The following is a 25,642-nucleotide window of genomic DNA, read 5'->3' on the forward strand; positions in this document are numbered from 1 at the left end:
AATCAGAAAGATTTTAATTTTTATAAAAGGTAGGGTTGATTCATGAATGAACCCTACGTCCTGTAGGGGCGAAGCATTCGGGCAATAACCTATCGGTGAAACCGTAGATTTTCTATCCGAATGCTTCGCCCGTACTTTTTGCCGCAAACCCTACTTAAGTTTAGATGAAGTATGACGGGATTTGGCATCATCCCCAGCATTAAGATAAATCCTATAAAATACCTTTAGTTTTTAACAAGAAAGTCGGTAATCGGAGAAAAGGTGAGGAGAGAAGGCTTAGGAAAGCCGATAGGAGCCGTGACGTTGGGCATAATAACCGAGAATTGCCGTGACCAGAGGGCGATCGCTTTCCTGAAAAGTCTCGGTATAGTTAATTTCTAGACTACCGATCTGACTTTGGTGATAATCGAATTGTTGGAACTGCTGGGGAGTGAGATGGGTTTCGACCCCCTGAACCTGTTGTAAATGGCTGGCTAATTCTCGATAGATAGCCAAGGGCATTTGGGGATAAATAATGGTTTGTTTTTGTTGAATAGCAATCGATCGCACGGGTTTTATTCTCCTGATTCGGAAATATTATAGCTGATCGAGGCTTGCGGTGCGGCGGCGGGTTCGGGGACACCATCCCCTAGGCGACGGGTAATAGTTCGACCGCTTTGTTGTAGAACAATATAGGGGTTATCGGGATCGGTGTTGATCGCTTTAACTAAAATTAAACCATTAGAGAGGGTAGAACCGGGGATAACTCGACGTTCCGTGGCTTCTCCGGGGGCTTTCACGATCGCCATAGCAGTGGTAGGTAACTGGACGATGCCCGATACTTGCACTTCTTCCGCTTCCGTTGGTTGCGGTGGTGGTGGCGGCGCTTTAACTATCGGTCGTCTGGGAGTGGGACGATTGCCTACGGATGCGGATGGGGGTGCGGCTGCGGTAGCCGCCGGAGTCCCAACTGGGGGTTTTTCTTCCGCTGTAATCGTAATATTTGGTTGTAGGGGAAAGGGGGCAAAGGGATCGCTGCGACCGCGATTAATTTCTGCCCGTTTTTGGTCAGGATCGGTAGCGGGAATCAATCCCGCTACCCTTGGGGGGGTTGGTTCGGTGGCCGGTTGCACAGCACCGCTAAAGGCAGGTGGTTGGGCAGCCGGGGGACTGGGAGAGGGGGTGGGGGTGGGGGTTTCTTGGCTGGGTGGTGGGGATTGATTAGCTTGGTCAGAAGCTGGACATCCCACCAACAATAAAGCGACACTCCCCACCGATAGGATTAGCGGCAATTTTTTCATGGGGAAACAAAGACAAAATGGCCCGGTCGGACAACCTTGGATACTAACATAACATTTGTTCCCCAGAAATCTAGGCCGATGATAGGGGGAAAGTCAGGAACTTGACCCCCCCGGTCCAGTTTTAATACTGACTACCGGATTTGCGATGACCGATGGCGGTGACACCGTTACTATCCAAAACTTGACCCCGCTCGACGGTGGCATAGACTAACCAGCGATCGCCGCAGAGTTGTCGCTCTTTGGCCGTACACTCTAGATAGGCGAGACTTTCGCTTAAAATCAGACAGCCATTTTCCCCGACTTGGGTTTCTAATCCCGTAAAGACATCGCCGCCAGATTTGATGCGATTGGAAAAATGACGGCGTAAATTGCGCCCTTCCTTGAGAATATTCAAGGTAAAGGCGGTTCCGGAGTTAATTAGGCGATCAGCGGCTTGTTCGTCAGCAACGGCGATAATTAGCCCCGGGGGGTTAAAACTGGCTTGGGATACCCAAGAGGTCAGGAAACCAGCATGATCCTCGCCCTGACGAGTGGTGAGAACAGAGAGGGAACCGACAATCCGACCAACGGCCTGGGCAGTGCGATCGATTTGTGTTTCGGTCATTCCCTGTTGGGGAACCCGCAATTTTTTGGTTTTTTTCAAGGTCCTGGCGAAGGTTTCTCCAGCTAAATAACCTGCTTGTAAACAGCTTTCTGTGGGGCTAAAACGCACGCGCAAGGATTCAAAACCGAGGCGATAATTAGCATCTTTGAGTTTAGTTTCAATTAAATCTACAGCTTCCCCACTCCAACCGTAGGAACCAAAAACCCCGGCTAATTTAGTTTTTGCTGCCGTGGAAAGAACGATTCCTAAAGCGGTTTGGATCTGGGTAGGAGCGTGACCGGCTAAGGTGGGAGAACCGATAATAAATCCGTCACAATTTTCGATCGCTTGACTAATTTCGGCGGGGGTGGCAAACTCACAATTTATTGATTCTACGGCCAGATCATTTTCTAATAATCCTCGTTCGATCGAGCGGGCCAGGGTGGCAGTATTTCCGTAGGCAGAAGCATATAATAAAGCCACTTGTAGAGGTCGAGTTTTTTGTTCTTGACACCAATAACGATAATCGTGGGCAAGACGACTAAGACTATAACGAATTATCGGACCGTGGGCGGGTGCATAATATTGGGCGGGAAATTCTTTAATTTTGTCGAGGGCTGTTTCTACCGCTTTGGATTGCACGGCATGGAGACAATCAAAATAATAACGACGATCCACATCTAATTCTTTCCAATTTTTATCCCAAAGATCGTCACTGCACAGATGTACACTAAATAATTTATCGCTGTATAAAATTTGGTTTTTTTGGTCAAAAGTGCAGATACCATCAGGCCAGCGGGGCGTAGGGACATTAATAAAACTGAGTTGATGACCTTGCCCTAAATCAAGGATTTCATCGCTTCGTATGCCCAAAATTTGGGCATCGGGAAAGGCATTTTTAAGGGTATTGACGGCAGATTTAGAACAGAGGATGGTGATTTGATGGGTGGCGGCTAATAAGGCCTTTAAAGTGACGATACGGTTGGGATTAACGTGACTGAGAATCAGATAATCGAGACGATGTAAGGAGATATATTGACGAATTTCTTCTAAATAAATTTCGGTGAAGGATTCTCCAGGGGGATCGATTAAGGCGGTTTTATCGCCACAGATAAGATAGGAATTAGCGGTGGTTCCCCGTTGACGAGCATATTCTATTTCAAATTTTAATCTGTCCCAAGTACGGGAGCGAAAAACCCAAGTTTGATCGGCAATTTCGGCGGTTTGAACATCGCGGGAGCGATTATTGATAGCAGGATTGGGAATTAAAGTATTAGTGGTCATAATTGTTAAGTTGGGTGTTAGTTGTTGGGTGTGGGGTGTGGGGTGTGGGGTGTGGGGTGTGGGGTGTGGGGTGTGGGGTGTGGGGTGTTGGGGAAGTAGGGTTTTAGGGGAAATTACTCTATCTCCCCATTACCCTATTACCCCATTTTCCTATCCCCTTCTCACTGATAACTGATAACTGATAACTGATAACTGATAACTGATAACTGATAACTGATAACTGATAACTGATAACTGATAACTGATAACTGATAACTGATAACTGATAACTGATAACTGATAACTGATAACTGATAACTGATAACTGATAACTGATAACTGATAACTGATAACTGATAACTGATAACTGATAACTGATAACTGATAACTGATAACTGATAACTGATAACTGATAACTGATAACTGATAACTGATAACTGATAACTGATAACTGATAACTGATAACTGATAACTGACTAAATTTTGCTGTTTATTTCAGTTAATTCTTTAACTAAATGTTGACGATAACGTTCAGAAACTTTTTGTTCAGGATCGATACCTTCAAAGGTGGGAGGAAGCCAAACTCTTAACACCATTAATGTACCGAGAACTATTAGAAAAGCACAGGCAGCTAATACTTGTGTCCAATTAGTTTCTAGGACTCCTCTGACAATTAATTCTCGCAAAACCGAGACGATAGAAACTTCCACGGCAACACCGATAGAAACTCGTTTTTCTTGCAAATAAATAATCAATAATCGGAACAATTCTACTAGAATTAAGAGGAATAAAATATCGGCGGTAATAATCCGAAATTGAATCGGTGGCAGCAGAGACATAAACATTTCTCTGACTTCTAACACCATGAAGCTAAATAAACCGATACAGAGAGAAATGACAATTAAATCTTGAATCATTTCTAAGACTTGCACTACTCGCACCATCATTGGGGAAGGGTTTTTAATTGGTTCGTACATTTTATTTCTCCTAAGATTGATAGAATTGGGTGTTAGCTGTTGGGGGGATTTTTCAGTGAGCAGTGAGCAGTAACCAGTAATCGGTGAACTGATAACTGATAACTGATAACTGTTAACTGATAACTGTTAATAATGGTTGCCAACTTTGCGATGATGGACAGCAGTTAAGGTATCTAAACGGGCAACTCGTCCGGTATTAACGGTACAATAAACTACCCAATGATCGCCGCAATCTAAACGACTGGTTACTTCACATTCTATGTAAGCTAAGGCATCGGCTAAAATTGGTGATCCATTATTGGCAGTATAGGTTTTAATGCCTTCAAAACGATTGGCACCGGGAGAGAAACGCTTGAGGAAATGTTTCATTAATTTCTGGTAATTATCCTCAGCTAAAACATTTAAAACAAAGGTATCGCTAGGCTGTAAAAAGGATACCATTGCCCGATCTTTGGCCACTGCAATCGCCACACCTAAAGGATTTAAACTTGCTTGTGTCACCCAAGAGGCAATCATGGCACTAGATAAATCGGCTTTTTGGGAAGTAATTAGATACAATCCGGTACTAATACGGCCTAAAGCTCTTTCTAAGTCGTTGTTAATCGATTTAATTTGTTTAATCGTTTTTTCTCGGCTTAACCATTGGCCGAGGTCGGTTCCTGCTTCATCGGCAATAAAATCGAGGGATTGATTGGGATTGTCTTTAACTAAAAGAGGAGGAAAAGCTTCGATTGCGACCATTTCCTGTAATTTATTTCTTAAGGGAAAAATTGGTTCATCTTCCCCACCTCCTGACTCAAATAATCCTACAGCTTGTTTGCCATTAACTGCAGCAAGAATCGTGCTTAAAATCGTCTGGTTAGTCAGGGAAGATTGGGGAGGCATTCCGATGACAACTCCTTTAGACTGATTGATTAATTCTCTGACTTCGTGGGGATCAGCATTATTCATATCGACTAATTCTGTCACCACATCAGTTTTAGTCAGACCCTGACTAATCATAGTGGCTAAATGTTCGCTTTGTCCGTAATCTTGGGTAAAGAATATAGCCACTAAAGTATCGGCAGAAGTTTGTTCTTGACTCCAAGTTTGATAGCGTCCCACCCAATCAGAAATATGGTGTTTTAATAGGGGACCGTGACCAGTGGCAATGAGATTAATCTCAAATTTCTCGATTCTTTTAATTGCCCCTAAAACTGAACGAGCATTCGGTCGCATCAGACAGTCATAATAGGTTTGAAAATCGGCTTCTAGCAGGTCTTTTTCTCGATCGTAGATTTGATCATCACAAAAGTGCATTCCGAAAGCATCACAGGTAAAAAGGGTGGCAGTTTTAGCATCAAAAGTGAAGATAGTATCAGGCCAATGAAGATTAGGGGCTGAAACAAATTCTAAGATATGACCATTGCCTAAATCTAAAGTATCACCACTTTTAACGATTAACTGTTTAAAGGGTCTGTGTACCATGTTTTCGAGGAATTGCATGGCAACTTTTGCCCCAACCACGGTAACTTCTGGGACTAATTCCAAAACTTCTTTGACTAAACCACTGTGGTCGGGTTCGGTGTGACTGATAATTAAATAATCAAGATGATTGATGTTGATTAGTTTAGTTAATTCCTCCAGATAAAGGCGATCGAATTTGCGGTGAGATGTATCAATTAGGGCGGTTTTTTCCCCTTGAATAACAAAAGAGTTATAAGTGGTACCGTTTTCTAAACCAAATTCGATATCAAAACGATCGCGATCCCAATCCAAACAGCGCAAGGTAAAAGTATTTTCGGCGATTTCTTGGATTTGTGTGGTTAAACGGCTGGTTTTAGCGGGTTTTGGGGTGATTAAAGCAACCATAATTTCTCTCTCCCACAGGATTTGATTCGGAACTGCATTTGCTTAATTCCTATGGTGACTTGCTTTCAGCGATTTGTAAAATACCAATTACTCAAGTAAATGATTAGCTAGATTTATATAACCTTTTCTCTATGGTTGCGAGTATTAATTTGAGTGCTGGCCTTGCCGAATCAAGATCTGAATACTAAATCCGGTTATTAAAGACTGATTATCTATTTCTCCTTTTGCCTTTTGCATGAGTACCTTTTGCCTGTCCTCATAAGTAGCCTATACTAGACCTCTTGTAAAAATCAAAAATTGTTGTTAGGGTTAGGAGTCAGTAGTCAGGAGTCGGGAGTCAGGAGAAGAAAAAAGACAAGAGACGACTAGACTAGCCATAAAACCTAATATTATGCCGAATTTATCCGAGCTTTTAGATATTGTGACCGAATAGCGGCCCGATAACTTACTTTTGCAGGAGGTCTACTCAACGGATTTAGTATGAGTCCCTCGGATCGATTTCTCAACGTTTGTCTCTGGCACTTTTTTGACTAAAAAAGTGCCAAAACCGTTTTCTAGTAGGCTTCCAGTAATATTCAGCAAACCCTAGATAGTCAACAGCTTAGCTTTCTGGGAGGGCGGTCCACGAACCAAGAAAAATGGTATAACGACTGAGTCAAGAGCGGCCGCTCTTTTAAGCAAAAATAAATCTACTAAGTAGTCGTGCAAAATTAATTTCCTAGTCGAGACAGGAGACTCCGAGACGGGAGACTCCGAGACGGGAGACGGGAGACAGCTATTAGGGATCGGATTTGAGTTTTCAGTTCACTGTTTCCTCACACCAGAAGTCTGACGGAGTAGTGGCTTAGATGTGTAATTAATTTTGCTTAGGTACTTAAATTTATCCAAGAACTCTATTATTCACCGCAATAAGGACAGCCTTATTGAGAATAATGTAACATAGAAGTATTACTTAGGGTCTGCTGAATAAATCTAAAAACCTTGTTGGATAAGACTTTTGGACTTTTTTCCCCTCAAAAAGTGCCAGCCATTGCGGGGATCGGGGGGAAAATTCCTGGACTTTTTCCCTGAAAATTAGCTACTTGACCACCTGAAAATCGATAAAACCCCATACCCCACACCCCACACCCCACACCCTGCCACCACCGAAAAGCTTTTTCAGCAAGCCCTACTTAGGTAATACCCAAAATCCGTTTTTAATAGTATGATTAACTCCCAATCCAACCTTAAAAACCCAGTTATGAATTGTTTCTCTCTGCTCCCCGCTATCCTATACCTTTTAATACTAAATCTGGTTATTAAAGACTGATTATTTATTCCCCCTTTTGCCTATTGCCTTCTGCCTGTTGCCTGTCCTGATATGTAGCCTATGCTCAACCGATTTATTATGACTTGGTAGTAGTAGTGAGCCATGTTGCTTATCCGGCATGAAGTATGTAAAATATTTATTAATAAAAATAATTGGAACCCAATCAGTCCTTAAACCTCTAGCTTGATCATGACTTTTCTGATAAATATCTTTTTGTGGCTCCTGTCCGGCTTACTCAAATATCAGCCTAGCACAGAACAAAATCCCCCTTTCGCCTGTATTTACTTGTCTGGCGTTGTGGTTCTCACCATACTATCAAGAACGGTTATATTCCTGGACTTACCCCATACAGAAATACTAAAAAATTAACAAAACCCTTACTGCCTGGAGCTTCTCAGAAAAAATTGACAAGCCGTCACTGGGTACATTTTCCCTTTGAAAATGTCTGTACCGTTGACTGTATCTGGAGTAGAGCGATGCCGTAGAGTTGGCTGTATAGTGATCGCTAACCTTATTATAACAGATGGTGTCATTAATCTCTAGAGTCAGCGATTCCCTCTGTAGCCATGTTTTTGCTGGTTTTCTGCCTGGAAACAAGCTATAATGGTCGAAGGGTCAAATTTGAAAATTTTTGCCTCAAGCCCTATCTGCGTAAAGATTTCAGGAGTTTGTACCTGCCAGTATATTTGTATTACACTGCTTTAAATCAGGCTCTGTAAGACTTTTAGCCATAGCCAGTATATTCATAGGGTGGAAGTTCAGTTATCGATGACTACAATGCACAGCAAAGCAAAGGATTAAGCCCCCATCACTACTACCGAATCACCCCCCTCTTAGGCTTCGCAGAACAACAACAGGAAGCTTATGCTTTGAAAGACCGCTAGTGGCAGTAGGAGAAGAGTCTCCTACTGCCTGCAAACTTAAATGATCTCTCAATCTAGATCACTACCACTGGTGCGACATCAATGTTGTAACCACTCAGTTGAATGATTGCATCACTAGCGGCTTGGAAGCCAGCCACTCCATTATTGAGAGCGATAAAAGTACCACTTTGACCTGTCACTTTAAAAGCCGCCGCCGTGTTAGCAGCAAATTTAGTGGCGGTTAAGACGGCTTGAATAGCGGCTTCGGTTAAAGCAGTAGCTGTGCCTTTCGATGCGGTCAAATTGATTGCCGCAATAGACCCAGGGGCATTAATGCTATCAAGACTAGCACCCGTGCCACTGTAGCCTTGAATAACATCAAAGCCAGTCAGCAGCGACTCACCGAGGGCATTGTAGGTCAAAGTATCCAATCCAGTGCTTCCCGTCAGGGTATCTTTGCCAAGACCGCCTGTCAGGTTATCATTACCCGCTCCACCGTTGAGATTGTCATTACCCGCTCCACCGTTGAGGGTGTCATTACCCGCTCCACCGTTGAGGGAATTAGCCAGAGTATTGCCGACGATGTTGTCGTTGAGGCTACCACCAATAACATTTTCAAAGGCAGTGGCACTAGCTAGGGTGAGAGTGAGATTTCCGGCGGTGACGGTTTGGGCGACGGTACTGCCGAGATTGAGGTTGATGGTTTTAGTTGTGGTCGCCGCAAAGTTGAGGGTATCGATTCCAGAGGCATCAATTAGGCGATCGCTACCCAAGACCAGATCTGTGTCGAAGAGGTAGGTGTCGTTACCCGCTCCACCATCGAGGGTGTCGTTGCCTCCTAAACCGCTGAGGGTGTCGTTACCAGCACCACCGTTGAGGGAATTAGCCAGAGTATTGCCGACGATGTTGTCGTTGAGGCTACCACCAATAACATTTTCAAAGGCAGTGGCACTAGCTAGGGTGAGAGTGAGATTCCCGGCGGTGACGGTTTGGGCGACGGTACTGCCGAGATTGAGGTTGATGGTTTTAGTTGTAGTCGCCGCAAAGTTGAGGGTATCGATTCCAGAGGCATCAATTAGGCGATCGCTATTCAAGACCAGATCCGTGTCGAAGAGGTAGGTGTCGTTACTTGCTCCACCATCGAGGGTGTCGTTGCCTCCTAAACCGCTAAGGGTGTCATTACCTCCCACTCCAGCCAGGGCATCGGCAAAGCTTGTCCCGACCAAGTTGTCATTGGCCGCGTTACCATCATTGTCAAGAATGGTGGCCGTAGCGTTGTCAGGGCCACTAATAGTGTAGCCGGTGGGGGCGGTAATTTTGGTGATGATCGTTTCACTGGGATCACTCAAGAGGTCATCTATGGTGGGCAGGGTGATGGTAGCTTTGGAGGAACCCGCCGCAAAGGTGGCTTTGCCGGCTCCAGGGTTGGTGTAGTCAACACCTGGAGTGGCTGTCCCCGCCAAGGTGTAGTTGACGGTTAAGGCACTGGAGAGGTCGCCGGTGCGGGTCAGGGTAAAGACACTGCTCACTGAACCTGCTTCCTTACCATCGGTGGTTTTGGCGATCGAGATGGTAGAAGAGGGCAATATGTAAGCGATAGCGGCATCGGCGCGAATCAAGCCATTTCCCGTCAGAAAGTCATATCCCGGGGTATTCATATCCACTGCCGTACTCTTGAGGGCATTGTATATCTGCGTATTCGTAACCCCCGGAACTTTTTGACGCATTAAAGCCGCCACTCCGGCTGCAGAAGGAGCCGCCGCCGATGTTCCGAAAAAGTTAGGCTTTCCATTGCCATCACTATCAAAGCCGAAGAATGTGGTATCGACCCCATCTGGTGCGGTAATTGCCGGTTGATTGCGGATAACTGGTGTGGCCAGTCGGTTGCCCGCCGTATCGAATAGGATCGGGGTGCCACCTAGAGAGGTGAACGGTTCTGGTTCTGGCGGATTGGTGCCAAAGGCTGGTGTATCTTGATAATAAGCAGCTGCTACACCCTGTCCATTGGGGGCTTGATTATGTCCAAAGGAGGTGGAACTGTTGGTAGCAAACTGATAGGTGCTATTAAATCCCACATCGACAAATTTGATTTTTGAGGGGTTGGGTCCACCCCCAGGGTTCCATTTAGCGATCGCTAGGAATACTTCCCCAGTACCCTGAACCTCCAAGAACTCGAAAGGATCACCGTCAACGTTAGCATCTACACTAGAAGCAATGATATTGCCATCACCATCGAACAGGAACATATCCAAATCATTTTGTGAACCGGCTCCCGTGGTGCTGGCGGAGGCAAAGGGCTGATCCCATTGCAGGATAGGTACAAATTCTCCGTTGTTAATGGTGATTTTTTGGAAAACATTTACCGCCCCACTGGGATCGAAGTCGTGGAAAGTATAATCCCCTGCAGTTTGACCGGCGGTAAAAACACTTTCATAGGATTGACGGGCTTGATTTCCTGCCGAAGAAAAATAGGCAACCCCCGTGGTGGCTACTTGTTCCACTGCTTGGGTAACAATTCCGTCTTGGAAAAAAGGTTCGGCGAAATAAAAGACATCATCGACAATCACCTTTGCCCCTGCTCCCCCAGAGGCGACGGGTTTGGCTAAATTAATAATCCCATTGGCAAAGCTGGCTAGACCTTCAAAAGCAGTGTGAAAAGCTAGGGTTGATCCTGGGGCTACGTCGTGGATAATCTGCATCATTGCCCGTCCCTCATCGGAGCCACCAGAAGCAAAATCATCTAGGACGATTACCCCTGTGGGTAAATCGCCACTGGCCACATCGCTGGCTGCTCCGCCTAAGTTATTATAACTATCGGAAAGAACCCCTATGGTCACGCCGGCACCGTTAACACTAAAGGTGGTGCGGGCAATATCCGAGCGTTGCGCTTTATCTCCTTGACTGGTTACTGAACCCGTATTAGTTACTGGCCCTGGGCTAGTGCCTAAGTAGTCAAATTTATTAGTCACCGGTTTATAGGCGGGGCGGGCGAAGCGCAAGCTTGAGAGGTTTGCCATTTGCCCCAGGGACGATAGGGGAATCACCCCCGAAATAATCCGCCCGAACAGTGAGGCATTCTGCAATCCTAGAGTTTGTAGTTCGGCTAAGAGTTGATAGGAGTTAGTATCTGCTATCGCCTCAATGGCAACACCTGTTGTTGTCGTCTGCAGGGCTGACTCTACTTTCAGGGGCGAATTAGTTTGACTATTGAAGACATTGCTTCCTGTCAGCAAAGCAGACAGGTTAGAGGAAAGTTTTTTGTAACTGCCAGCTTTCACCCCATTAGTAAATGCTTGCAATTTTGAGAAATCGAAGGGAATTACCGAGGCATTGTTACTTTCTGGTACACTCGTAGTCTGTTCTTCAACTGTCCCAGCCGGCAAGACGTTCCCGCTATTGACACCGCCACTACCACCAGAAGATGAGGAGTGTAGGTCTGCTAACCCAGATATTCGTTGAATGGGAAGAAAACCTTTGATTTGGTTATCTGTCGAGTTTGTCTCGATAATTTGAAAGCCTAATTCTTGTAGGCTCGGCAATAAGCCTTGAATATTATTACTTTTTATTACTAGAGCAACTCTGTTTCCAGCAGCATTCTGTCCAGCTTGAACTAGGGTTTCAATCGATACAGTTAAATCGTCAGAACCTGTTAGATCAACCGTGATTGGGAAGGATTGCTCAAAACCCAAAGCATCCTTTAAGGACGGCACATCTATACTCGATGAATCGGAACTTACTTGTGTTGTCTTCATGATTTTGCCTCCCTAATTGTCCGAAAATTAATCGGTCAATTACTTAAGTTTGTTAGTTCTTTCTGTTTATGGTTAGGGAAAAAGACAAGCCCAACCTTTCTGCCTTAGGGCTAAATCTCTCATCTACTTATGATTATAAATAGACAAGTTTAAGAAAAAAATAATTTTTTTCTTAAATTAATTTATCCAAGAGCCTGATGAGTCACAGCAATAAGAACAGTATTATTGAGAATGAAAAAACGTGGAAGTATTAAGCTGCCCGTGCATTTAAATTGCTGGTTGAGATGAGGCACTCTTGCACTCTTGCAAGGGGCAACACCCCCCCAACCCCTAGGGCTGTTTCATTCTCTCATCAGAATATCAAAAGTAAAAGCGATCACTGTCTTTGTAAAATGAGAAGTGACCAGCAACTTTAAAATATATGTTGAGCTTAATAGAAAACCTGAAACAAGTCAAGGACTTTCGGAAAGATAAAGGAAAAAGACACCCTTTATGGATAGTATTAATAGTAATAATACTGGGAACAATGCTAGGATACTCAGGTTATAGAGAGCTAGGAGAGTTTGCTAAAAATAATCGGCACAGGCTCAGTCAAGAATTTAACATAATTCCAGAAAGAGTCCCATCTTATTCAACAATTAGAAGGGTAATGATGGGAGTTGAATGGCAGATTTTGTTAAAAATGTTTAATGAATGGGCATTACAAGAATATGGACAAACAAGTGATATAAATTGGCTAGACATAGATGGAAAAAGTCTCAAAAACACCCTAAAGAATCCTAACAATGAACAACAAAATTTTATTATGTTTGTCTCATTGTTTAGTCAAGAAAGTGGCTTGGTATTACACTTAAAAAGAATTGAAAACAAAAAAGGGTCTGAAATCGACGAAGGTCAAGCTATAATTGAGGATTGCACTCTTCAAAATAAAGTTTTTACTGGCGATGCTTTACACTGTCAGAAAAAAACAATCAGCTTAATAGCCAAGAGTAAAAATGACTATGTTATCACCGTTAAAGGAAATCAGAAAAATCTTTATAAGCGAATACAAGACCTGAGTAATTCCTCAAAGCCAGAAAGTTGCTTTCTTGAACAAGATAATAGTCATGGTCGAAAAATATCCAGAAAAATAGAAGTTTTTAAAGTGAGGAAAAATGAAAGACAAGGGTTTGAAAATCTGCGCCGAATTATTAAAGTAGAAAGAAGGGGTAGTCGCGGGGATAAAACTTATGAAGAAACAGCTTACTATATCAGTAGCCTAACCGAATCCGCCCAAGTATTTGCTAAAATTATTCGAGGACATTGGAAAATAGAAAATCAGTTACATTGGGTAAAAGATGTAATTTTTGAGGAAGATAAAAGCCAGATAAGTGATTTTCAAGCGGCCAGCAATTGGTCAATTCTCACAACTATAGGATTGAATCTTTTCAGAGGTTTGGGTTTTCTCTCAATAACAGAGGGACAGAGGTGGTTAGCTGAACGTGGGGAAAAACTGATAGTTTTATCGACGTAAGAAGCAGAAAAATTAGCTAAATTAACAGGATGTACTCTCAGGCAATTTCAAGAGAGATAGGCTTTTAGTGGCTTGATAACAAGCTTTATCAATCTATTCATAATAAATATTGGCAGAAGATTAAAGATTAATTAGGGTCTGCTGAATAAATCTAAAAACCTTGTTGGATAAGACTTTTGGACTTTTTTCCCCTCAAAAAGTGCCAGCCATTGCGGGGATCGGGGGGAAAATTCCTGGACTTTTTCCCTGAAAATTAGGTAATTTACCCGATGAAAATGGGTAAAACCCCACACCCCACACCCCACACCCCACACCCTGCCCCCAGGAAAAACTTTTTCAGCAAACCCTACTTAATTTAAATGAAACAGCCCTAGGGTTGGGGGGTTCTTGCCTCTTGCCTCGTCTCAACAAGCAATTTAAATTACGAACAGCTTAACTCAAGCAAGTTGATTATATTATGGAGATTTTTAATCTGCTTAACCCGAACTCAGGTTAATTTATTAGTTGGCGCATTATTTTGAATAAAATGTTCTCCAGCTTATTGAAAAGCAATCAGTTACGACAACGCTTGTAAATATGGTCATTTCAGATAAGTCTGATACAATCTAGACCGATAAAAACCCTAGGAAATCTGGCATTTATCTTCTCAATCTTATCTTAGACGCGGGATACTTTGATTAACAGCCTCTGGAGAAAATTTCCATTAATTTTGTCCAATTTGTTGACGAATTTATTCAATCATTTCAGTCATAGCCGCCTTTAATTTGAGCGTAAATATCCGTTGCTTTCATTTCACCAAATAACTGATCTTTAATTTCTAAATAATTTAGAGGTTGGGATGCTGTTTCTCTTAGAAAGAAAGCCGCTTGAGCAATTCCCAATCTCTCCATGTTAGCCTGTACTGTAGAAGCAAGAGTTTTGTTATCTCCCATTACTCTGGGCAAAAATCTTAATGCTTCGTTAACCGCATCAGCAGTAGGAAACATTTCTGCAAATCATCTTCCATTTCTGACTTATCCCTGTTCATAACCTTCTCGTTTGGTTCGCGTCACTTCCCTTGCAATAAAGTTCCTCTGAGAAAGATGTCAGTCAAAACTAATATTTTGCCATAAATCTGCTCTGACAAATTTGGATAAATGACCTACATTTGTTGTTACAATTATCAGATTTTTCACAGATAACGTGACAGCTTGTGCAATTAAAATCATATCACCATCAATTGTTTTATCTCCTGCTGTGGGTTGTCCTTGTTGGCGTGCCTGCGCCCAAAATAAAGCAGCTTTTCCCATTGCATCCATTGTAATGGCTAGGTATTCTATTAAGTTAGCTAACTCATCCAGTCGCTTAATTCCTTTAATCTTGTTAGCGCGTAACAACTCTCGACGCACCTCATAATCAGCAATTTCTGGAAGAATAACCCTAATACCTGCTTTAATTAGCGTTTGTAGCCAACAATTACAAGCTAGACTTTCAGGCGATCGCTTAGGATTAGTAATTAGGGTCTGCTGAAAAAGTTTTTCCTAGGGGCAGGGTATAGGGTGTAGGGTGTAGGGTGTGGGGTGTGGGGTTTTACCGATTTTGAGGGGGTCAATTACCTAATTTTCAGGGAAAAAGTACCTGAATTTCCCCCTGATCACTCCCATATCTGGTACTTTTGGATTTCAAAAAAGTCTAAAAGTCTTATCCAGCAAGGTTTTTAGATTTATTCAGCCAGCCCTAATTAAACCGATAATTCCCGTATCTAATAAAACTACCCTATTCACCAAGTTACTCCCTTTAAGTGAGCCGGAAATAAAGGACGCTCAGATAAGCGATCTTGGTCAAGTGCTTCGATTAAATATTCACCGGTTTCTTGTTGTTCTTGTTCATCTTCTTCATCAATCCAAGATTGAAGTAAATTAACCAGTTTGGTCTGTTTTTCTTGTTCTAAAATAGTATCTTTAAGTAGCTTGAGGACATAATCTTCTAGAGAAAGACCTTTCTCCCTCGCTTTTTGGCTGAGATATTGTTCGATTTCCGATGTTAAATTAAGAGTTAGTGTCATAAGTCTTTAATCTGGTAGTAAATATCCTTCGCTGTCATTTCGCCAAATAACTGATCTTTAATTTCTAAATAATTTAGAGGTTGAGATGATGTTTCTCTTAGAAAGAAGGCCGCTTTAGCAATTCCCAATCTTTCTACGAGAGCTTTAACTCCCTCTTTTCTAATTTCCTCAATCTCAGGAATCGTCAAATCTGTTGGAACTTTCATAGTAATTTTTCTCAATTCAAGCGTTGAAAATAATGGCGACAAACTCCACAGGAGTTTTAACAGCAAGAGTGCCACTGTATTTTTTAATCATTTGATCGTCGCAGGTAATGAAGTAGTCTGCTTCTATAGCTTCGGCACAAGCAATATGCAAAGCATCTACTCCTTTAATTTTAGCAGAGGTTTCGATTTGCTGCGATCTTGCTAAGACCTCTTCCGTAATCAGTTGAAAGTGCCTAGCTTGTTGCAGGACTAGCTCGACAAAAGTGCGGCGGTCGCTGTAAGGATTTCGCTGGGTTTCATATACTAGCGCATCAGAAGAGACAATTTCTATTGTTTCATTCTCCACCAGCAGGAAAATTAATTGCATCGAGATTGACTCCAAATAGATTCTGGCTTGAGTCTGATCGTCAAAGATTCGGTTGAGAACACTCGTATCAAGATAGACTTTCAATTTTACTTTAGTCATTCACACTTCTACTATTATAACCCCAAAAAAGCGATCGCACTTTATCAATAGAGCGCGATCGCTGCTAATTTAAGGCTAGATTTGCCAGTTTTTTATTTTAATTTGCGCTTCAAGGCTGCACCCGCACCCAAAGCACCAAGGGAGCATCCCAGTTTTGCAATGAGTAAAAATACTCAGGCAATATCGCCGTTGAGATAAGCACAACGTAGCTTCAAATACTGAGGAACATTCTCTGCTTTCCATTGTGCTCCCACAATTTTCATTCTTGCACCTATTTGCTTAATCTTTGACTCTACACTTCCAGAACCGATGCAAATCCCTTGTGATTGATAGAGTTCGTAATTGGGTATTCTTTCTCGATGTTTATCGACATATTTGGTGAAATTTATAGCCTGTTTCTTTTTGCATCCCTCTAATTCCTCTAAAACTCTTTTCACCTCTCCTTTCCATAAATTCTCTTTGATTCTATTCAGACGCTTGTTTGACCCGCCTATTTTCTTCATATTCTCTACTAAATGATACCAATCCAATATTTCTCTCCTTTTAACACCGATTTTCTCCATCAGATTCCACACCCCATCATGACCATCTCCTAAACAGGTGACTACCTCTGTTAAGGGCTGACGGTTCACCCATTCCAGTAATTCTTCATTTTGCTGAAAAAATCCCGCACATTCTTGACCATGCAGACTTACTGCTTTGTAATCTCGACCTTGACTCGGTTGTCCTTTGGGCGTTCTGATTCTGACTTTTCCGACCTCTACACTCAATGCTTCTACCGGACTCTTTGCTTCTGCTTCCTCAAATTTATATCTTTGTACAAGCCTCTGTTGACTACTGCCTGAAACTGCCATTCCTGTCGCCATTTTGATAGCTTTTTCCGCATCTTCAAAAGAGACTTTAGCCACTGCTCCTAAGCAACATTTCTCCAGCATGGGACTTAATCGATTATTCTTGCTTAATCCTAGTTTATCGGCTTGTTTCTCGCTTATCTTGACTTTCCCTATGATACTGCTTACGCTTTTGGTTCGCCCTGCTTGGGTTCCTGTTGCTGATTCAAAAAAAAATTGCCTATGGCAGGACCCAATGTAGTCAGCCAATGGTCTCGCAGGGCGGTTTCAATGCCCTCAAAGCTACGTAGTTGTTCTTCTGGGGTATTATCGACTAGAATTTGAGCAATGGCTTTTAAATGTTGATCTAGTTGTTCTTTTTGGTCTGTATTCATGATTCTACCGTTTAATTGTTTCTCTTTATTTTGCCTTAGCTAACGTTTTTAGTCTCTAAGCATTTATACTTATGGCAAAATTGGGATGCTCCCAAGCACCAATGGCGAGTAAACCTAAGACTGAAGCAGGTTCAGGTACATTTGCTTTGCGAAAAGCAACTTCACCAATAGCACAGCTAGGGAAACTAGCAGGGTTTGGTTGCGGACAGTCCGACATATCAAACCGGATATACCGGGTATTCACCGACGCAAAGGAGAACACGTCAGCTGGATAGTTGGCCAAAGGGTTATCGGTCGGTTTCAATCCTAATGCCAATGGCGCAAAGTTTATGCCATCCGAGGAGTGAAATAAATTGAGAGTCCCTATGCCTGAAGTTTCCTCGTTCCAAAGCGCCAAGCGATCAATATTCGTTAGAGAGCCGAGGTCGTAAGTGACACTCGCACTCGTAGTGCCATAATTGCTGAACCATTCATAACCGGGAAAAGTGAGAGTATGCAGTGGATTTGTTGCTAAATAAGTGTCAAAGTCTGTGACACCGCTTACAAAGTTGCTGGACAAGCCAGCCTGGTTAATGGTTTCTGTGAGGGTACCGAACCCCGGTCCGCCGCTATTGATAATACCGCTCGTTGGGCTAAAAATTACTCCAGCATCTGCTTTAGGAGCAGCAATAATGCAGGTAGAAAGGGCTGCTCCAGCAGCAGCCGTTGAAAATTTTTTGATCACAGTCGAAGTTTTCATGTTCAGAAAGTTTCCTCAAAACAAATAAATAAACAAATGTTCTGAATGCCCTTTAAAGGAGAAAATCTCAAATTAAGCGACATTGGCAAGGGAGAAAGACTGGTTTTTTCAAAATTGCCAATCACTAAATTTTAAGCTAGTTCCTCAATGACAAGACAGAGCCATAACGCGATTATTATACCCCCCCCCCCGATTTTGTCAAGTGTAAACCAACAGAAATTAAAAAAATTTTACAATTATTGTTGCCCTTGAGAGTAGGGTAGTAAAAAATAAAAAATCTTTGGTTCTTCGTTGCCTGGTATGGTTTGATCGGGTGGCATAAATCGACTAAATCCTTATCTGGCAAGAGACTTAATTGATTAGTTCGTTCTAGAACGAAAACAATTGACAAATATCGCAGCAATCTCTTTCTCTATAAGGGTTTCATCTCTTATAATCCCGTCCCTTGCATAACACAAACCGAAGAACCAAATCTTTTAACCGGTTGGTCTTGGATTTTAGAATCTCTATGTCTGTCGGGAATTGAGAAATTTAGTATGGGGAGCATCTCACCTTTGCAATGAGCATAAATACTTAGTGGAAAAATAGGCTTTTCGAGGGTAATTCTTGTTTTAATTCTCCATGTACGCAGTCTTTAAAAGCCTCTATTTCGTTCCAAGACACGATTAAGAGTGGCTTTTAGGCTAAGTATAATTACTTATCGCGTAAGTGAGATGCTCCCTTTAGTATGTAGCTATACACGATTAATTACACACATCTAACTACTAATCTTGTTAGCGCGTAACAACTCTCGACGCACCTCATAATCAGCAATTTCTGGAAGAATAACCCTAATACCTGCTTTAATTAGCGTTTGTAGCCAACAATTACAAGCTAGACTTTCAGGCGCTCGCTTAGGATTAGTAATTAAACCGATAATTCCCGTATCTAATAAAACTACTCTATTCACCAAGTTACTCCCTTTAAGTGAGCCGGAAATAAAGGACGCTCAGATAAGCGATCTTGGTCAAGTGCTTCGATTAAATATTCACCTGTTTCTTTTTGTTCTTGTTCATCTTCTTCATCAATCCAAGATTGAAGTAAATTAACCAGTTTGGTCTGTTTTTCTTGTTCTAAAATAGTATCCTTGAGCAACTTTAGGACATAAGCTTCTAGAGAAAGACCTTTCTCCCTCGCTTTTTGGCTGAGATATTGTTCGATTTCTGATGTTAAATTAAGAGTTAGTGGCATGGGCTTGACTTGAATCAATTTATCGTGTCTTTAACTAGGGTTTGCTGAAAAAGTTTGTTGGTGGGGTTAGGAGTCGGTCGTCAGGAGTCTCCGAGTCAGTAGCCGGTCGTTTCAGGCTTTGTTGCCCTCTTTTTTTGTACCAGTTTATGTACTAAAAAAAGGATAATGCCAGGTTTTTGAAGGTCTTAATCCTATATTCTTGCACTAACATCGGATTTTAACAGGTCAAAAGTCTTATTTTAAAAGGGTTTTACCATTATTCAGCAAGCCCTAACTATTATAAACAAAAAAGCGATCGCACTCTACAAATATAGCGCAATCGCCCCTAATTTAAGACTTCAATTGTTGCTCGATTTGCCAGTTTTCTATTAAACACTAACTAGCAAAGTCAAATACTGGTGTTTCAATTACCCGTTTTGGTCGCTTATTTTCCCAGACAATTTCCTGCAAGCGTTCGACAGTTTCTGGTGCAAAAAAACGCTCTCCCGTTTCTACACAGACTCTAGCGGGGACATTTTCTATAATGAAAAAATTGCCATTGATTTCAAGGGTATAGGTAACTTCTTGTTCAATTAAGGTTTCTTGTCTAGAATTAGTTGACATCTGGTGTTATCCTTGATTTAAAATCAATCCATAAATTTGGATCGGGTTCATATAGGGTAATAATTTTGAGCAAAGGGCGAGAGGGATAGCTACAATGAATGTGTAAGGCTCTATTAATTAGAGTAAATCCCAAAAGTAAACAGCTTGCACCATACTTATCAGCCGGATAATCTTCAATAATTTCGCTTTGTTCCATCGCCTCCCGTAATTCTTGAACACTGATCTGACGCAGGATACTTTGATTGACAGCGTGTTGAGAAAATTCCCATTGGTTTTGTCTAACTTTTTGACGAATTTCCTCAATCATTTCAGTGATAGCCGCCTTTAATTTAATCGTAAATATCCGTCGCTGTCATTTCACCAAATAACTGATCTTTAATTTCTAAATAATTTAGAGGTTGGGATGCTGTTTCTCTTAGAAAGAAAGCCGCTTTAGCAATTCCCAATCTCTCTACGAGAGCTTTAACCCCCTCTTTTCTAATTTCATCAATCTCAGGAATCGTCAAATCTGTTTGAATTTTCATAGTAATTTTTCGGCTCTCCCGTATTTGTGGTGATAAGAAAAGGTTATCTAAGGGAGGGTGTATGCCATACGCCCCTACAGAAAAGGAATTTGCCAGGCTGTACTAGGATTATAACACAAAAAGCGATCGCCCTCTACAAATATAGCGTGATCGCATCTAATTCGAGACTATAGCTTTATTCGCCATTCCCTTCGCTTTTTTATAAATACTCAATCCCGCCCCGCATTTCGTCAGGACTCAGCCTTGATGTTAGCCTGTACTGTAGAAGCAAGAGTTTTGTTATCTCCCATTACTCTGGGCAAAAATCTTAATGCTTCGTTAACCGCATCAGCAGTAGGAAACATTTCTGCAAATCATCTTCCATTTCTGACTTATCCCTGTTCATAACCTTCTCGTTTGGTTCGCGTCACTTCCCTTGCAATAAAGTTCCTCTGAGAAAGATGTCAATCAAAACTAATATTTTGCCATAAATCTGCTCTGACAAATTTGGATAAATGACCTACATTTGTTGTTACAATTATCAGATTTTTCACAGATAACGTGACAGCTTGTGCAATTAAAATCATATCACCATCAATTGTTTTATCTCCTGCTGTGGGTTGTCCTTGTTGGCGTGCCTGCGCCCAAAATAAAGCAGCTTTTCCCATTGCATCCGTTGTAATGGCTAGGTATTCTATTAAGTTAGCTAACTCATCCAGTCGCTTAATTCCTTTAATCTTGTTAGCGCGTAACAACTCTCGACGCACCTCATAATCAGCAATTTCTGGAAGAATAACCCTAATAGCTGCTTTAATTAGTATTTGTAGCCAACAATTACAAGCTAGACTTTCATGCGCTCGCTTAGGATTAGTAATTAAACCGATAATTCCCGTATCTAATAAAACTACTCTATTCACCAAGTTACTCCCTTTAAGTGAGCCGGAAATAAAGGACGCTCAGATAAGCGATCTTGGTCAAGTGCTTCGATTAAATATTCACCGGTTTCTTGTTGTTCTTGTTCATCTTCTTCATCAATCCAAGATTGAAGTAAATTAACCAGTTTGGTCTGTTTTTCTTGTTCTAAAATAGTATCTTTAAGTAGCTTGAGGACATAATCTTCTAGAGAAAGACCTTTCTCCGTCGCTTTTTGGCTGAGATATTGTTCGATTTCCGATGTTAAATTAAGAGTTAGTGGCATGGGCTTGACTTGAATCAATTTATCGTGTCTTTAACTATTATAAACAAAAAAGCGATCGCCGTCTATCAAGAGAGCGCAATTGCAGCAATTCCAAATTTAAGGTTTCATGACATAAAAATCCTTATGACAAGAGGGTTGTACAATTCTTAACATTTGGATTGATCTCTGAAATGGCGCAAAATCGTTCCGAATTTATTTTTGCTGGCGCAATTGCTGCCAATAATCCTCGCCAAAATCAGCCGCCTGGATTGCACCAAAGATATCAATCTTCAATGTTCGATACGAGGCATTAGAGAGGAGTGAGAGAAGATGTTGTCATCGAAAATTTGGGTCTGAAACCCCGTCGTTCTACGACGGCTTTACCGTTAAATATTAGCGCATTTACACGATATATGCTAGAATGCGAGATATGGAAAAAGCCTATTCTTACCGATTTTACCCAACACCAACACAAGAGTCGCTATTGCGGCGCACATTGGGCTGTGTAAGATTAGTTTACAACAAAGCTCTCCACGAACGAACACAAGCTTGGTACGAAAAGCAAGAAAGAGTAGGCTACGCTCAAACTTCTTCAATGCTAACCCATTGGAAAAAACAAGAAGAATTAAACTTTTTAAACGAAGTAAGCTGTGTACCTTTACAACAAGGGTTAAGACACCTACAAACAGCTTTTACTAATTTCTTTGCTGGTCGTACTAAGTATCCTAACTTTAAGAAAAAACATCAGGGAGGAAGTGCCGAATTTACCAAATCTGCTTTTAAATTTAAAGACAGACAAATCTATTTAGCTAAATGCACAGAACCTTTACCTATTCGATGGTCAAGACAAATACCAGAAAGCTGTGAACCAAGCACAGTAACAGTCAGATTACATCCATCTGGACGTTGGCATATTTCAATTAGATTTGATGACCCAACGATTAAGCCATTACCAGTAACAGATAAAGCCATTGGAATTGACTTAGGAATTAGTAGCCTCGTGATTACCAGCGATGGTGACAAAGTATCTAATCCTAAGCATTTTAAGAAACATTATCGGAGACTGCGAAGAGCATCTAAAAGTCTTTCTCGAAAACAGAAAGGGTCAAAAAATCGGGAAAAAGCAAGAATCAAAGTAGCCAAAATTCACGCTCAAATCACCGATAGCAGGAAAGACCATTTACACAAGCTAACCACTCAATTAGTTCGTGAAAACCAAACGATTGTGGTTGAGAATTTAGCCGTCAAGAATATGGTCAAAAACCCGAAATTATCTCAGGCAATATCTGATGTAAGCTGGGGAGAAATCACCCGACAATTAGCCTATAAATGCCGTTGGTATGGGAGAAATTACATCGAAATAGATAGATGGTTTCCTAGCTCTAAAAGGTGTAGTAATTGCGGGTATATTGCCCTTGAAAATGCCGTTAAATGTTCGAGAGTGGGACTGTCCAGACTGTGGGACTCACCATGACCGAGATATTAACGCCAGTAAAAATATTTTGGCCGCAGGGCTTGCGGTGTCAGTCTGTAGAGCGACCATAAGACCAGAACAGAGTAAATCTGTTAAGGCAGGTGCGAAAAATCCTTCGGGAAAGAAGCAGAAACCTAAATCGTGAGGTTTGGGAATCGCCGTCCGTTTTACGGCGGCGAGGATGTCAAGTCAGCTAAAATGGAAACGTAAAGTTAAACGAAATCAAACCGATGAAACTTCGACAACCCCGATACAGCAAAGAAGAATTTGCTAGACGTGGCAACGACCTCTATGAATCTCAGATTCGTTCTCAAGTCGAGGAAGGCAATCATGGTAAAATTGTCGCTATCGACATTGAAACTGGAGCCTTTGAAGTGGCTGATGACATCGTAACCGCATCAGAGCATCTCCTGGCCAAATATCCCGATGCTCAGACTTGGTTTATCCGAATTGGGCATCGGGCAGTCTATCATTTTGGCGCACGGAGTTTGAGAGAAACTCTATGATGTATGGCTCGGTAAATCAGAGTTGTGAGGCAATCCTTCCAGTTGTCGTGAAAAACGATACTAGAAGGCAACTCGTAGATGCAGTAATTGATACAGGTTTTTCAGGATTTTTGACCTTGCCTTCTAGTATTATTGCGGTTCTAGATTTAACCTGGAAGGGGCGTGATATCGCAACATTGGGAGATGGCAGTTATTGTATTTTCGACGTTTATATTGCGAGGGTAATTTGGGACGGTCAGTATCGCACAATCGACATCAATACATCCGAAACAGTGCCTTTAATTGGGATGGGATTGTTGCGAGGCTATGATTTGCGAATTCAGGCGATTGAAGGCGGTTCCGTTACTATTGAACTATTGCCAATTCCCCACTAGAACCATAACCCAACCTTGTATAACGTTTCCAAATGAATTGTAAAAAGGAAGTTGACGGCGATAATCTCTATTTCGGTTAGTTCTCCAATCAACTCAAAGCCATTACCCATCTCATCATTCTAACAAAGATTAATAAAAATGTGGAATGCCCAAAAAAAAGCGATCGCACTTTATCAATGTAGTGCGATCGCTGCTAATTTAAGGCTAGATTTGCCAGTTTTTTATTTTAATTTGCGCTTCAAGACTGAACCTGCACCCAAAGCACCAATGGCAAGTAAACCTAAGACTGAAGCAGGTTCGGGTGTCTTTTGTGGCGGGTTAACTTGCCCTGGAAGTCCAAAGCGCAGGCTATCAATGGCAAAACCAGCAGGCTCAGGACCGATGAGACTGAACTGCAAACCTGCAATTGCCGCACTGCCATTGCTAGTGACTAAACCCATAAACTCAATGCCCGTGCCAGTATTGGATACTTGACCGAGAACTGAGCCATCTCGGGCAAAGGCTGTGATGGCAGTTGAGTTGGGAGCATCGAAGAAACCGCCATCTAACCCCACGCCGGCCATGTCTTTGTCGAATAAAACCGTTATAGGACCGTTAAATAAGGGAGTTCCCGACAGCACCGGGCTATTAGGTGCTGCTCCATCACTGTTGATGAAAGTTTTTGGGGAATTCGGATCCAGGGCCAGAGGGTTGGTGGGCGTACCGACAACACAGCCAGTGGCAGCACCACCGGGGCAATCTACTCCAGGGTTAGCAGACAAACTCTGGCCTTGATAGAAGCCACCAAAGGTAACAGTTGGTGCCGTCAAGGGATTGCCGCCGTAAGCCGCCGGAGCATAAGTAGGGTTGACCGTACCCAGACCAAATTCACTAAAGGTGATCAATCCTGCTTGAGGAGTGAAGGAACTCTGCGGAATTCGGACGACACTGACCGCATTAGCAGGAAAGTTACTAAGGGCGAGAAATGCTGCCGATCCAGTAACAACCGTTGACAGTTTTTTAATTGCAATCGAAGTTTTCATGTTCAGAAACTTTCCTCAAAACAAATAAACAAACAAACAAATGTTCTGAATGCCCTTTAAAGGAGAAAATCTCAAATTAAGCGACATTGGCAAGGGAGAAAAATTGGTTTTTTCAAAATTGCCAATCACTAAATTTTAAGCTAGTTCCTCAATGACAAGACAGAGCCATAACGGGATTCTACCCCCCCCCCGATTTTGTCAAGTGTAAACCAACAGAAATTAAAAAAATTTTACAATTATTGTTGCCCTTGAGAGTAGGGTAGTAAAAAATAAAAAATCTTTGGTTCTTCGTTACCTGGTATGGTTCGATCGGGTGGCATAAATCGACTAAATTCTTATCTGGCAAGAGACTTAATTGATTAGTTCGTTCTAGATCGAAAACAATTGACAAATCTCGAAGCAATCTCTTTCTCTATAAGGGTTTCATCTCTTATAATCCCGTCCCTTGCATAACACAAACCGAAGAACCAAAATCTTGAATTAAGCGACATTGGCAAGGGAGAAAGACTGGTTTTTTCAAAATTGCCAATCACTAAATTTTAAGCCAGTTCCTCAATGACAAGACAGAGCCATAACGGGATTCTACCCCCCGATTTAGGGCAGCTTTGGTTGGATTGTTAGACGAATTTTAAACGTTTTTAAAATTGTCCCACCTGCTGAGGTAATCCTAAACAAAATCGCC

27 protein-coding genes and 2 pseudogenes are annotated in these 25,642 nt (G+C 42.0%); 5 read left to right on the forward strand and 24 right to left on the reverse strand.

Annotation, left to right across the window (positions count from 1 at the left end; all coding sequences use genetic code 11):
- Window positions 1–276: 276 nt before the first annotated feature.
- From MAE_RS22060 to MAE_RS22080, 5 genes are all read right to left on the reverse strand, one after another.
- Complete coding sequence (locus MAE_RS22060) at window positions 277–549, reverse strand: hypothetical protein (protein ID WP_002795903.1); 273 nt, start codon at window positions 547–549, stop codon at window positions 277–279.
- Between the two features lie 5 nt (window positions 550–554).
- Window positions 555–1,280: a hypothetical protein gene (locus MAE_RS22065; protein ID WP_002795904.1), complete on the reverse strand. Its 726-nt coding sequence runs from the start codon at window positions 1,278–1,280 to the stop codon at window positions 555–557.
- A 121-nt stretch (window positions 1,281–1,401) separates the two neighbouring features.
- Window positions 1,402–3,147: a diflavin flavoprotein gene (locus MAE_RS22070; protein ID WP_012267512.1), complete on the reverse strand. Its 1,746-nt coding sequence runs from the start codon at window positions 3,145–3,147 to the stop codon at window positions 1,402–1,404.
- Between the two features lie 455 nt (window positions 3,148–3,602).
- Complete coding sequence (locus tag MAE_RS22075; protein WP_002763297.1) at window positions 3,603–4,103, reverse strand: phosphate-starvation-inducible PsiE family protein; 501 nt, start codon at window positions 4,101–4,103, stop codon at window positions 3,603–3,605.
- 126 nt (window positions 4,104–4,229) lie between these two features.
- The gene (locus tag MAE_RS22080; RefSeq protein WP_002795906.1) at window positions 4,230–5,954 is read right to left on the reverse strand and encodes a diflavin flavoprotein; all 1,725 of its coding nucleotides are present in this window, start codon (window positions 5,952–5,954) and stop codon (window positions 4,230–4,232) included.
- Window positions 5,955–7,452: 1,498 nt separating this feature from the next.
- Between MAE_RS22080 and MAE_RS35375 the strand changes: the two are divergent.
- Window positions 7,453–7,602 (forward strand): annotated as a pseudogene (locus MAE_RS35375) (ISNCY family transposase); the annotation flags it as partial.
- Between the two features lie 598 nt (window positions 7,603–8,200).
- On the opposite strand, the gene MAE_RS34440 reads toward MAE_RS35375, so the two are convergent.
- Window positions 8,201–11,878, reverse strand: a complete 3,678-nt coding sequence (locus MAE_RS34440) for a bluetail domain-containing putative surface protein (protein WP_012267516.1) — start codon at window positions 11,876–11,878, stop codon at window positions 8,201–8,203.
- 421 nt (window positions 11,879–12,299) lie between these two features.
- On the opposite strand from MAE_RS34440, the gene MAE_RS22095 reads away from it, so the two are divergent.
- Entirely contained in the window at window positions 12,300–13,391 is a 1,092-nt protein-coding gene (locus MAE_RS22095) for an ISAs1 family transposase (RefSeq protein WP_012267517.1), read from the forward strand.
- Window positions 13,392–13,522: 131 nt separating this feature from the next.
- Here the strand turns inward: MAE_RS22095 and MAE_RS33875 are convergent, their stop codons facing one another.
- The 16 genes from MAE_RS33875 to MAE_RS22175 form a co-directional block, all read right to left on the reverse strand.
- Window positions 13,523–13,705: a hypothetical protein gene (locus tag MAE_RS33875; protein WP_012267518.1), complete on the reverse strand. Its 183-nt coding sequence runs from the start codon at window positions 13,703–13,705 to the stop codon at window positions 13,523–13,525.
- A gap of 429 nt (window positions 13,706–14,134) precedes the next feature.
- Window positions 14,135–14,323, reverse strand: coding sequence for a hypothetical protein (locus MAE_RS22105; protein ID WP_012267519.1), 189 nt, complete (start codon window positions 14,321–14,323; stop codon window positions 14,135–14,137).
- Between the two features lie 153 nt (window positions 14,324–14,476).
- The gene (locus MAE_RS22110) at window positions 14,477–14,767 is read right to left on the reverse strand and encodes a hypothetical protein (RefSeq protein WP_231859662.1); all 291 of its coding nucleotides are present in this window, start codon (window positions 14,765–14,767) and stop codon (window positions 14,477–14,479) included.
- A 383-nt stretch (window positions 14,768–15,150) separates the two neighbouring features.
- Window positions 15,151–15,435 (reverse strand): hypothetical protein, encoded by a 285-nt coding sequence (locus tag MAE_RS22115; RefSeq protein WP_012267521.1) that lies wholly within the window; start codon window positions 15,433–15,435, stop codon window positions 15,151–15,153.
- Window positions 15,432–15,641, reverse strand: coding sequence for a hypothetical protein (locus tag MAE_RS22120; RefSeq protein WP_012267522.1), 210 nt, complete (start codon window positions 15,639–15,641; stop codon window positions 15,432–15,434). The genes MAE_RS22115 and MAE_RS22120 overlap by 4 nt, the downstream gene beginning before the upstream one ends.
- Before the next feature lie 16 nt (window positions 15,642–15,657).
- On the reverse strand, window positions 15,658–16,107 hold the full coding sequence (locus MAE_RS22125; RefSeq protein ID WP_002795908.1) for a PIN domain-containing protein: 450 nt from the start codon (window positions 16,105–16,107) through the stop codon (window positions 15,658–15,660).
- A 173-nt stretch (window positions 16,108–16,280) separates the two neighbouring features.
- A protein-coding gene (locus MAE_RS22130) for an ISKra4-like element ISMae18 family transposase (RefSeq protein ID WP_125730587.1) occupies window positions 16,281–17,332 on the reverse strand; the annotation gives its coding sequence in 2 pieces (ribosomal slippage) (window positions 16,281–17,176 and window positions 17,176–17,332; 1,053 coding nt in all).
- A 55-nt stretch (window positions 17,333–17,387) separates the two neighbouring features.
- Window positions 17,388–18,071: a hypothetical protein gene (locus tag MAE_RS22140; RefSeq protein ID WP_012267523.1), complete on the reverse strand. Its 684-nt coding sequence runs from the start codon at window positions 18,069–18,071 to the stop codon at window positions 17,388–17,390.
- 175 nt (window positions 18,072–18,246) lie between these two features.
- Entirely contained in the window at window positions 18,247–18,462 is a 216-nt protein-coding gene (locus MAE_RS33575) for a hypothetical protein (protein WP_158303554.1), read from the reverse strand.
- A gap of 366 nt (window positions 18,463–18,828) precedes the next feature.
- Complete coding sequence (locus MAE_RS22145; protein ID WP_231859663.1) at window positions 18,829–19,020, reverse strand: hypothetical protein; 192 nt, start codon at window positions 19,018–19,020, stop codon at window positions 18,829–18,831.
- On the reverse strand, window positions 19,017–19,301 hold the full coding sequence (locus MAE_RS22150) for a hypothetical protein (RefSeq protein WP_012267525.1): 285 nt from the start codon (window positions 19,299–19,301) through the stop codon (window positions 19,017–19,019). Before MAE_RS22150 ends, MAE_RS22145 begins: the two co-directional genes overlap by 4 nt.
- Window positions 19,302–19,676: 375 nt before the next feature.
- On the reverse strand, window positions 19,677–19,904 hold the full coding sequence (locus MAE_RS22155; protein ID WP_002740245.1) for a YgiT-type zinc finger protein: 228 nt from the start codon (window positions 19,902–19,904) through the stop codon (window positions 19,677–19,679).
- Entirely contained in the window at window positions 19,894–20,211 is a 318-nt protein-coding gene (locus tag MAE_RS22160; protein WP_012267526.1) for a DUF4258 domain-containing protein, read from the reverse strand. Before MAE_RS22160 ends, MAE_RS22155 begins: the two co-directional genes overlap by 11 nt.
- Before the next feature lie 22 nt (window positions 20,212–20,233).
- A complete protein-coding gene (locus MAE_RS22165; protein WP_012267527.1) occupies window positions 20,234–20,428 on the reverse strand; it encodes a hypothetical protein in 195 nt (64 codons plus the stop codon).
- Between the two features lie 443 nt (window positions 20,429–20,871).
- Window positions 20,872–21,324 carry a nuclease gene (locus MAE_RS22170; RefSeq protein WP_080507042.1) on the reverse strand — a complete coding sequence of 151 codons (453 nt, stop codon included), beginning with the start codon at window positions 21,322–21,324 and terminating at the stop codon, window positions 20,872–20,874.
- Window positions 21,321–21,605, reverse strand: coding sequence for a hypothetical protein (locus MAE_RS22175; protein WP_002803029.1), 285 nt, complete (start codon window positions 21,603–21,605; stop codon window positions 21,321–21,323). The genes MAE_RS22170 and MAE_RS22175 overlap by 4 nt, the downstream gene beginning before the upstream one ends.
- Before the next feature lie 409 nt (window positions 21,606–22,014).
- Between MAE_RS22175 and MAE_RS22180 the strand changes: the two are divergent.
- From MAE_RS22180 to MAE_RS22190, 3 genes and pseudogenes are all read left to right on the forward strand, one after another.
- Window positions 22,015–23,203: pseudogene (locus MAE_RS22180) on the forward strand (RNA-guided endonuclease InsQ/TnpB family protein).
- 85 nt (window positions 23,204–23,288) lie between these two features.
- Window positions 23,289–23,564, forward strand: a complete 276-nt coding sequence (locus MAE_RS22185) for a hypothetical protein (protein WP_002795910.1) — start codon at window positions 23,289–23,291, stop codon at window positions 23,562–23,564.
- Window positions 23,561–23,938, forward strand: a complete 378-nt coding sequence (locus MAE_RS22190) for an aspartyl protease (protein WP_041804289.1) — start codon at window positions 23,561–23,563, stop codon at window positions 23,936–23,938. Before MAE_RS22185 ends, MAE_RS22190 begins: the two co-directional genes overlap by 4 nt.
- Before the next feature lie 221 nt (window positions 23,939–24,159).
- Here MAE_RS22190 and MAE_RS22195 read toward each other — a convergent pair whose 3' ends face one another.
- Together MAE_RS22195 and MAE_RS22200 are read right to left on the reverse strand one after the other, a co-directional pair.
- On the reverse strand, window positions 24,160–24,960 hold the full coding sequence (locus tag MAE_RS22195; RefSeq protein ID WP_041804291.1) for a PEP-CTERM sorting domain-containing protein: 801 nt from the start codon (window positions 24,958–24,960) through the stop codon (window positions 24,160–24,162).
- Window positions 24,961–25,138: 178 nt separating this feature from the next.
- A complete protein-coding gene (locus MAE_RS22200) occupies window positions 25,139–25,351 on the reverse strand; it encodes a hypothetical protein (RefSeq protein WP_080507109.1) in 213 nt (70 codons plus the stop codon).
- Window positions 25,352–25,642 lie beyond the last annotated feature (291 nt).

This window comes from Microcystis aeruginosa NIES-843, assembly GCF_000010625.1.
Lineage (GTDB): Bacteria > Cyanobacteriota > Cyanobacteriia > Cyanobacteriales > Microcystaceae > Microcystis > Microcystis aeruginosa.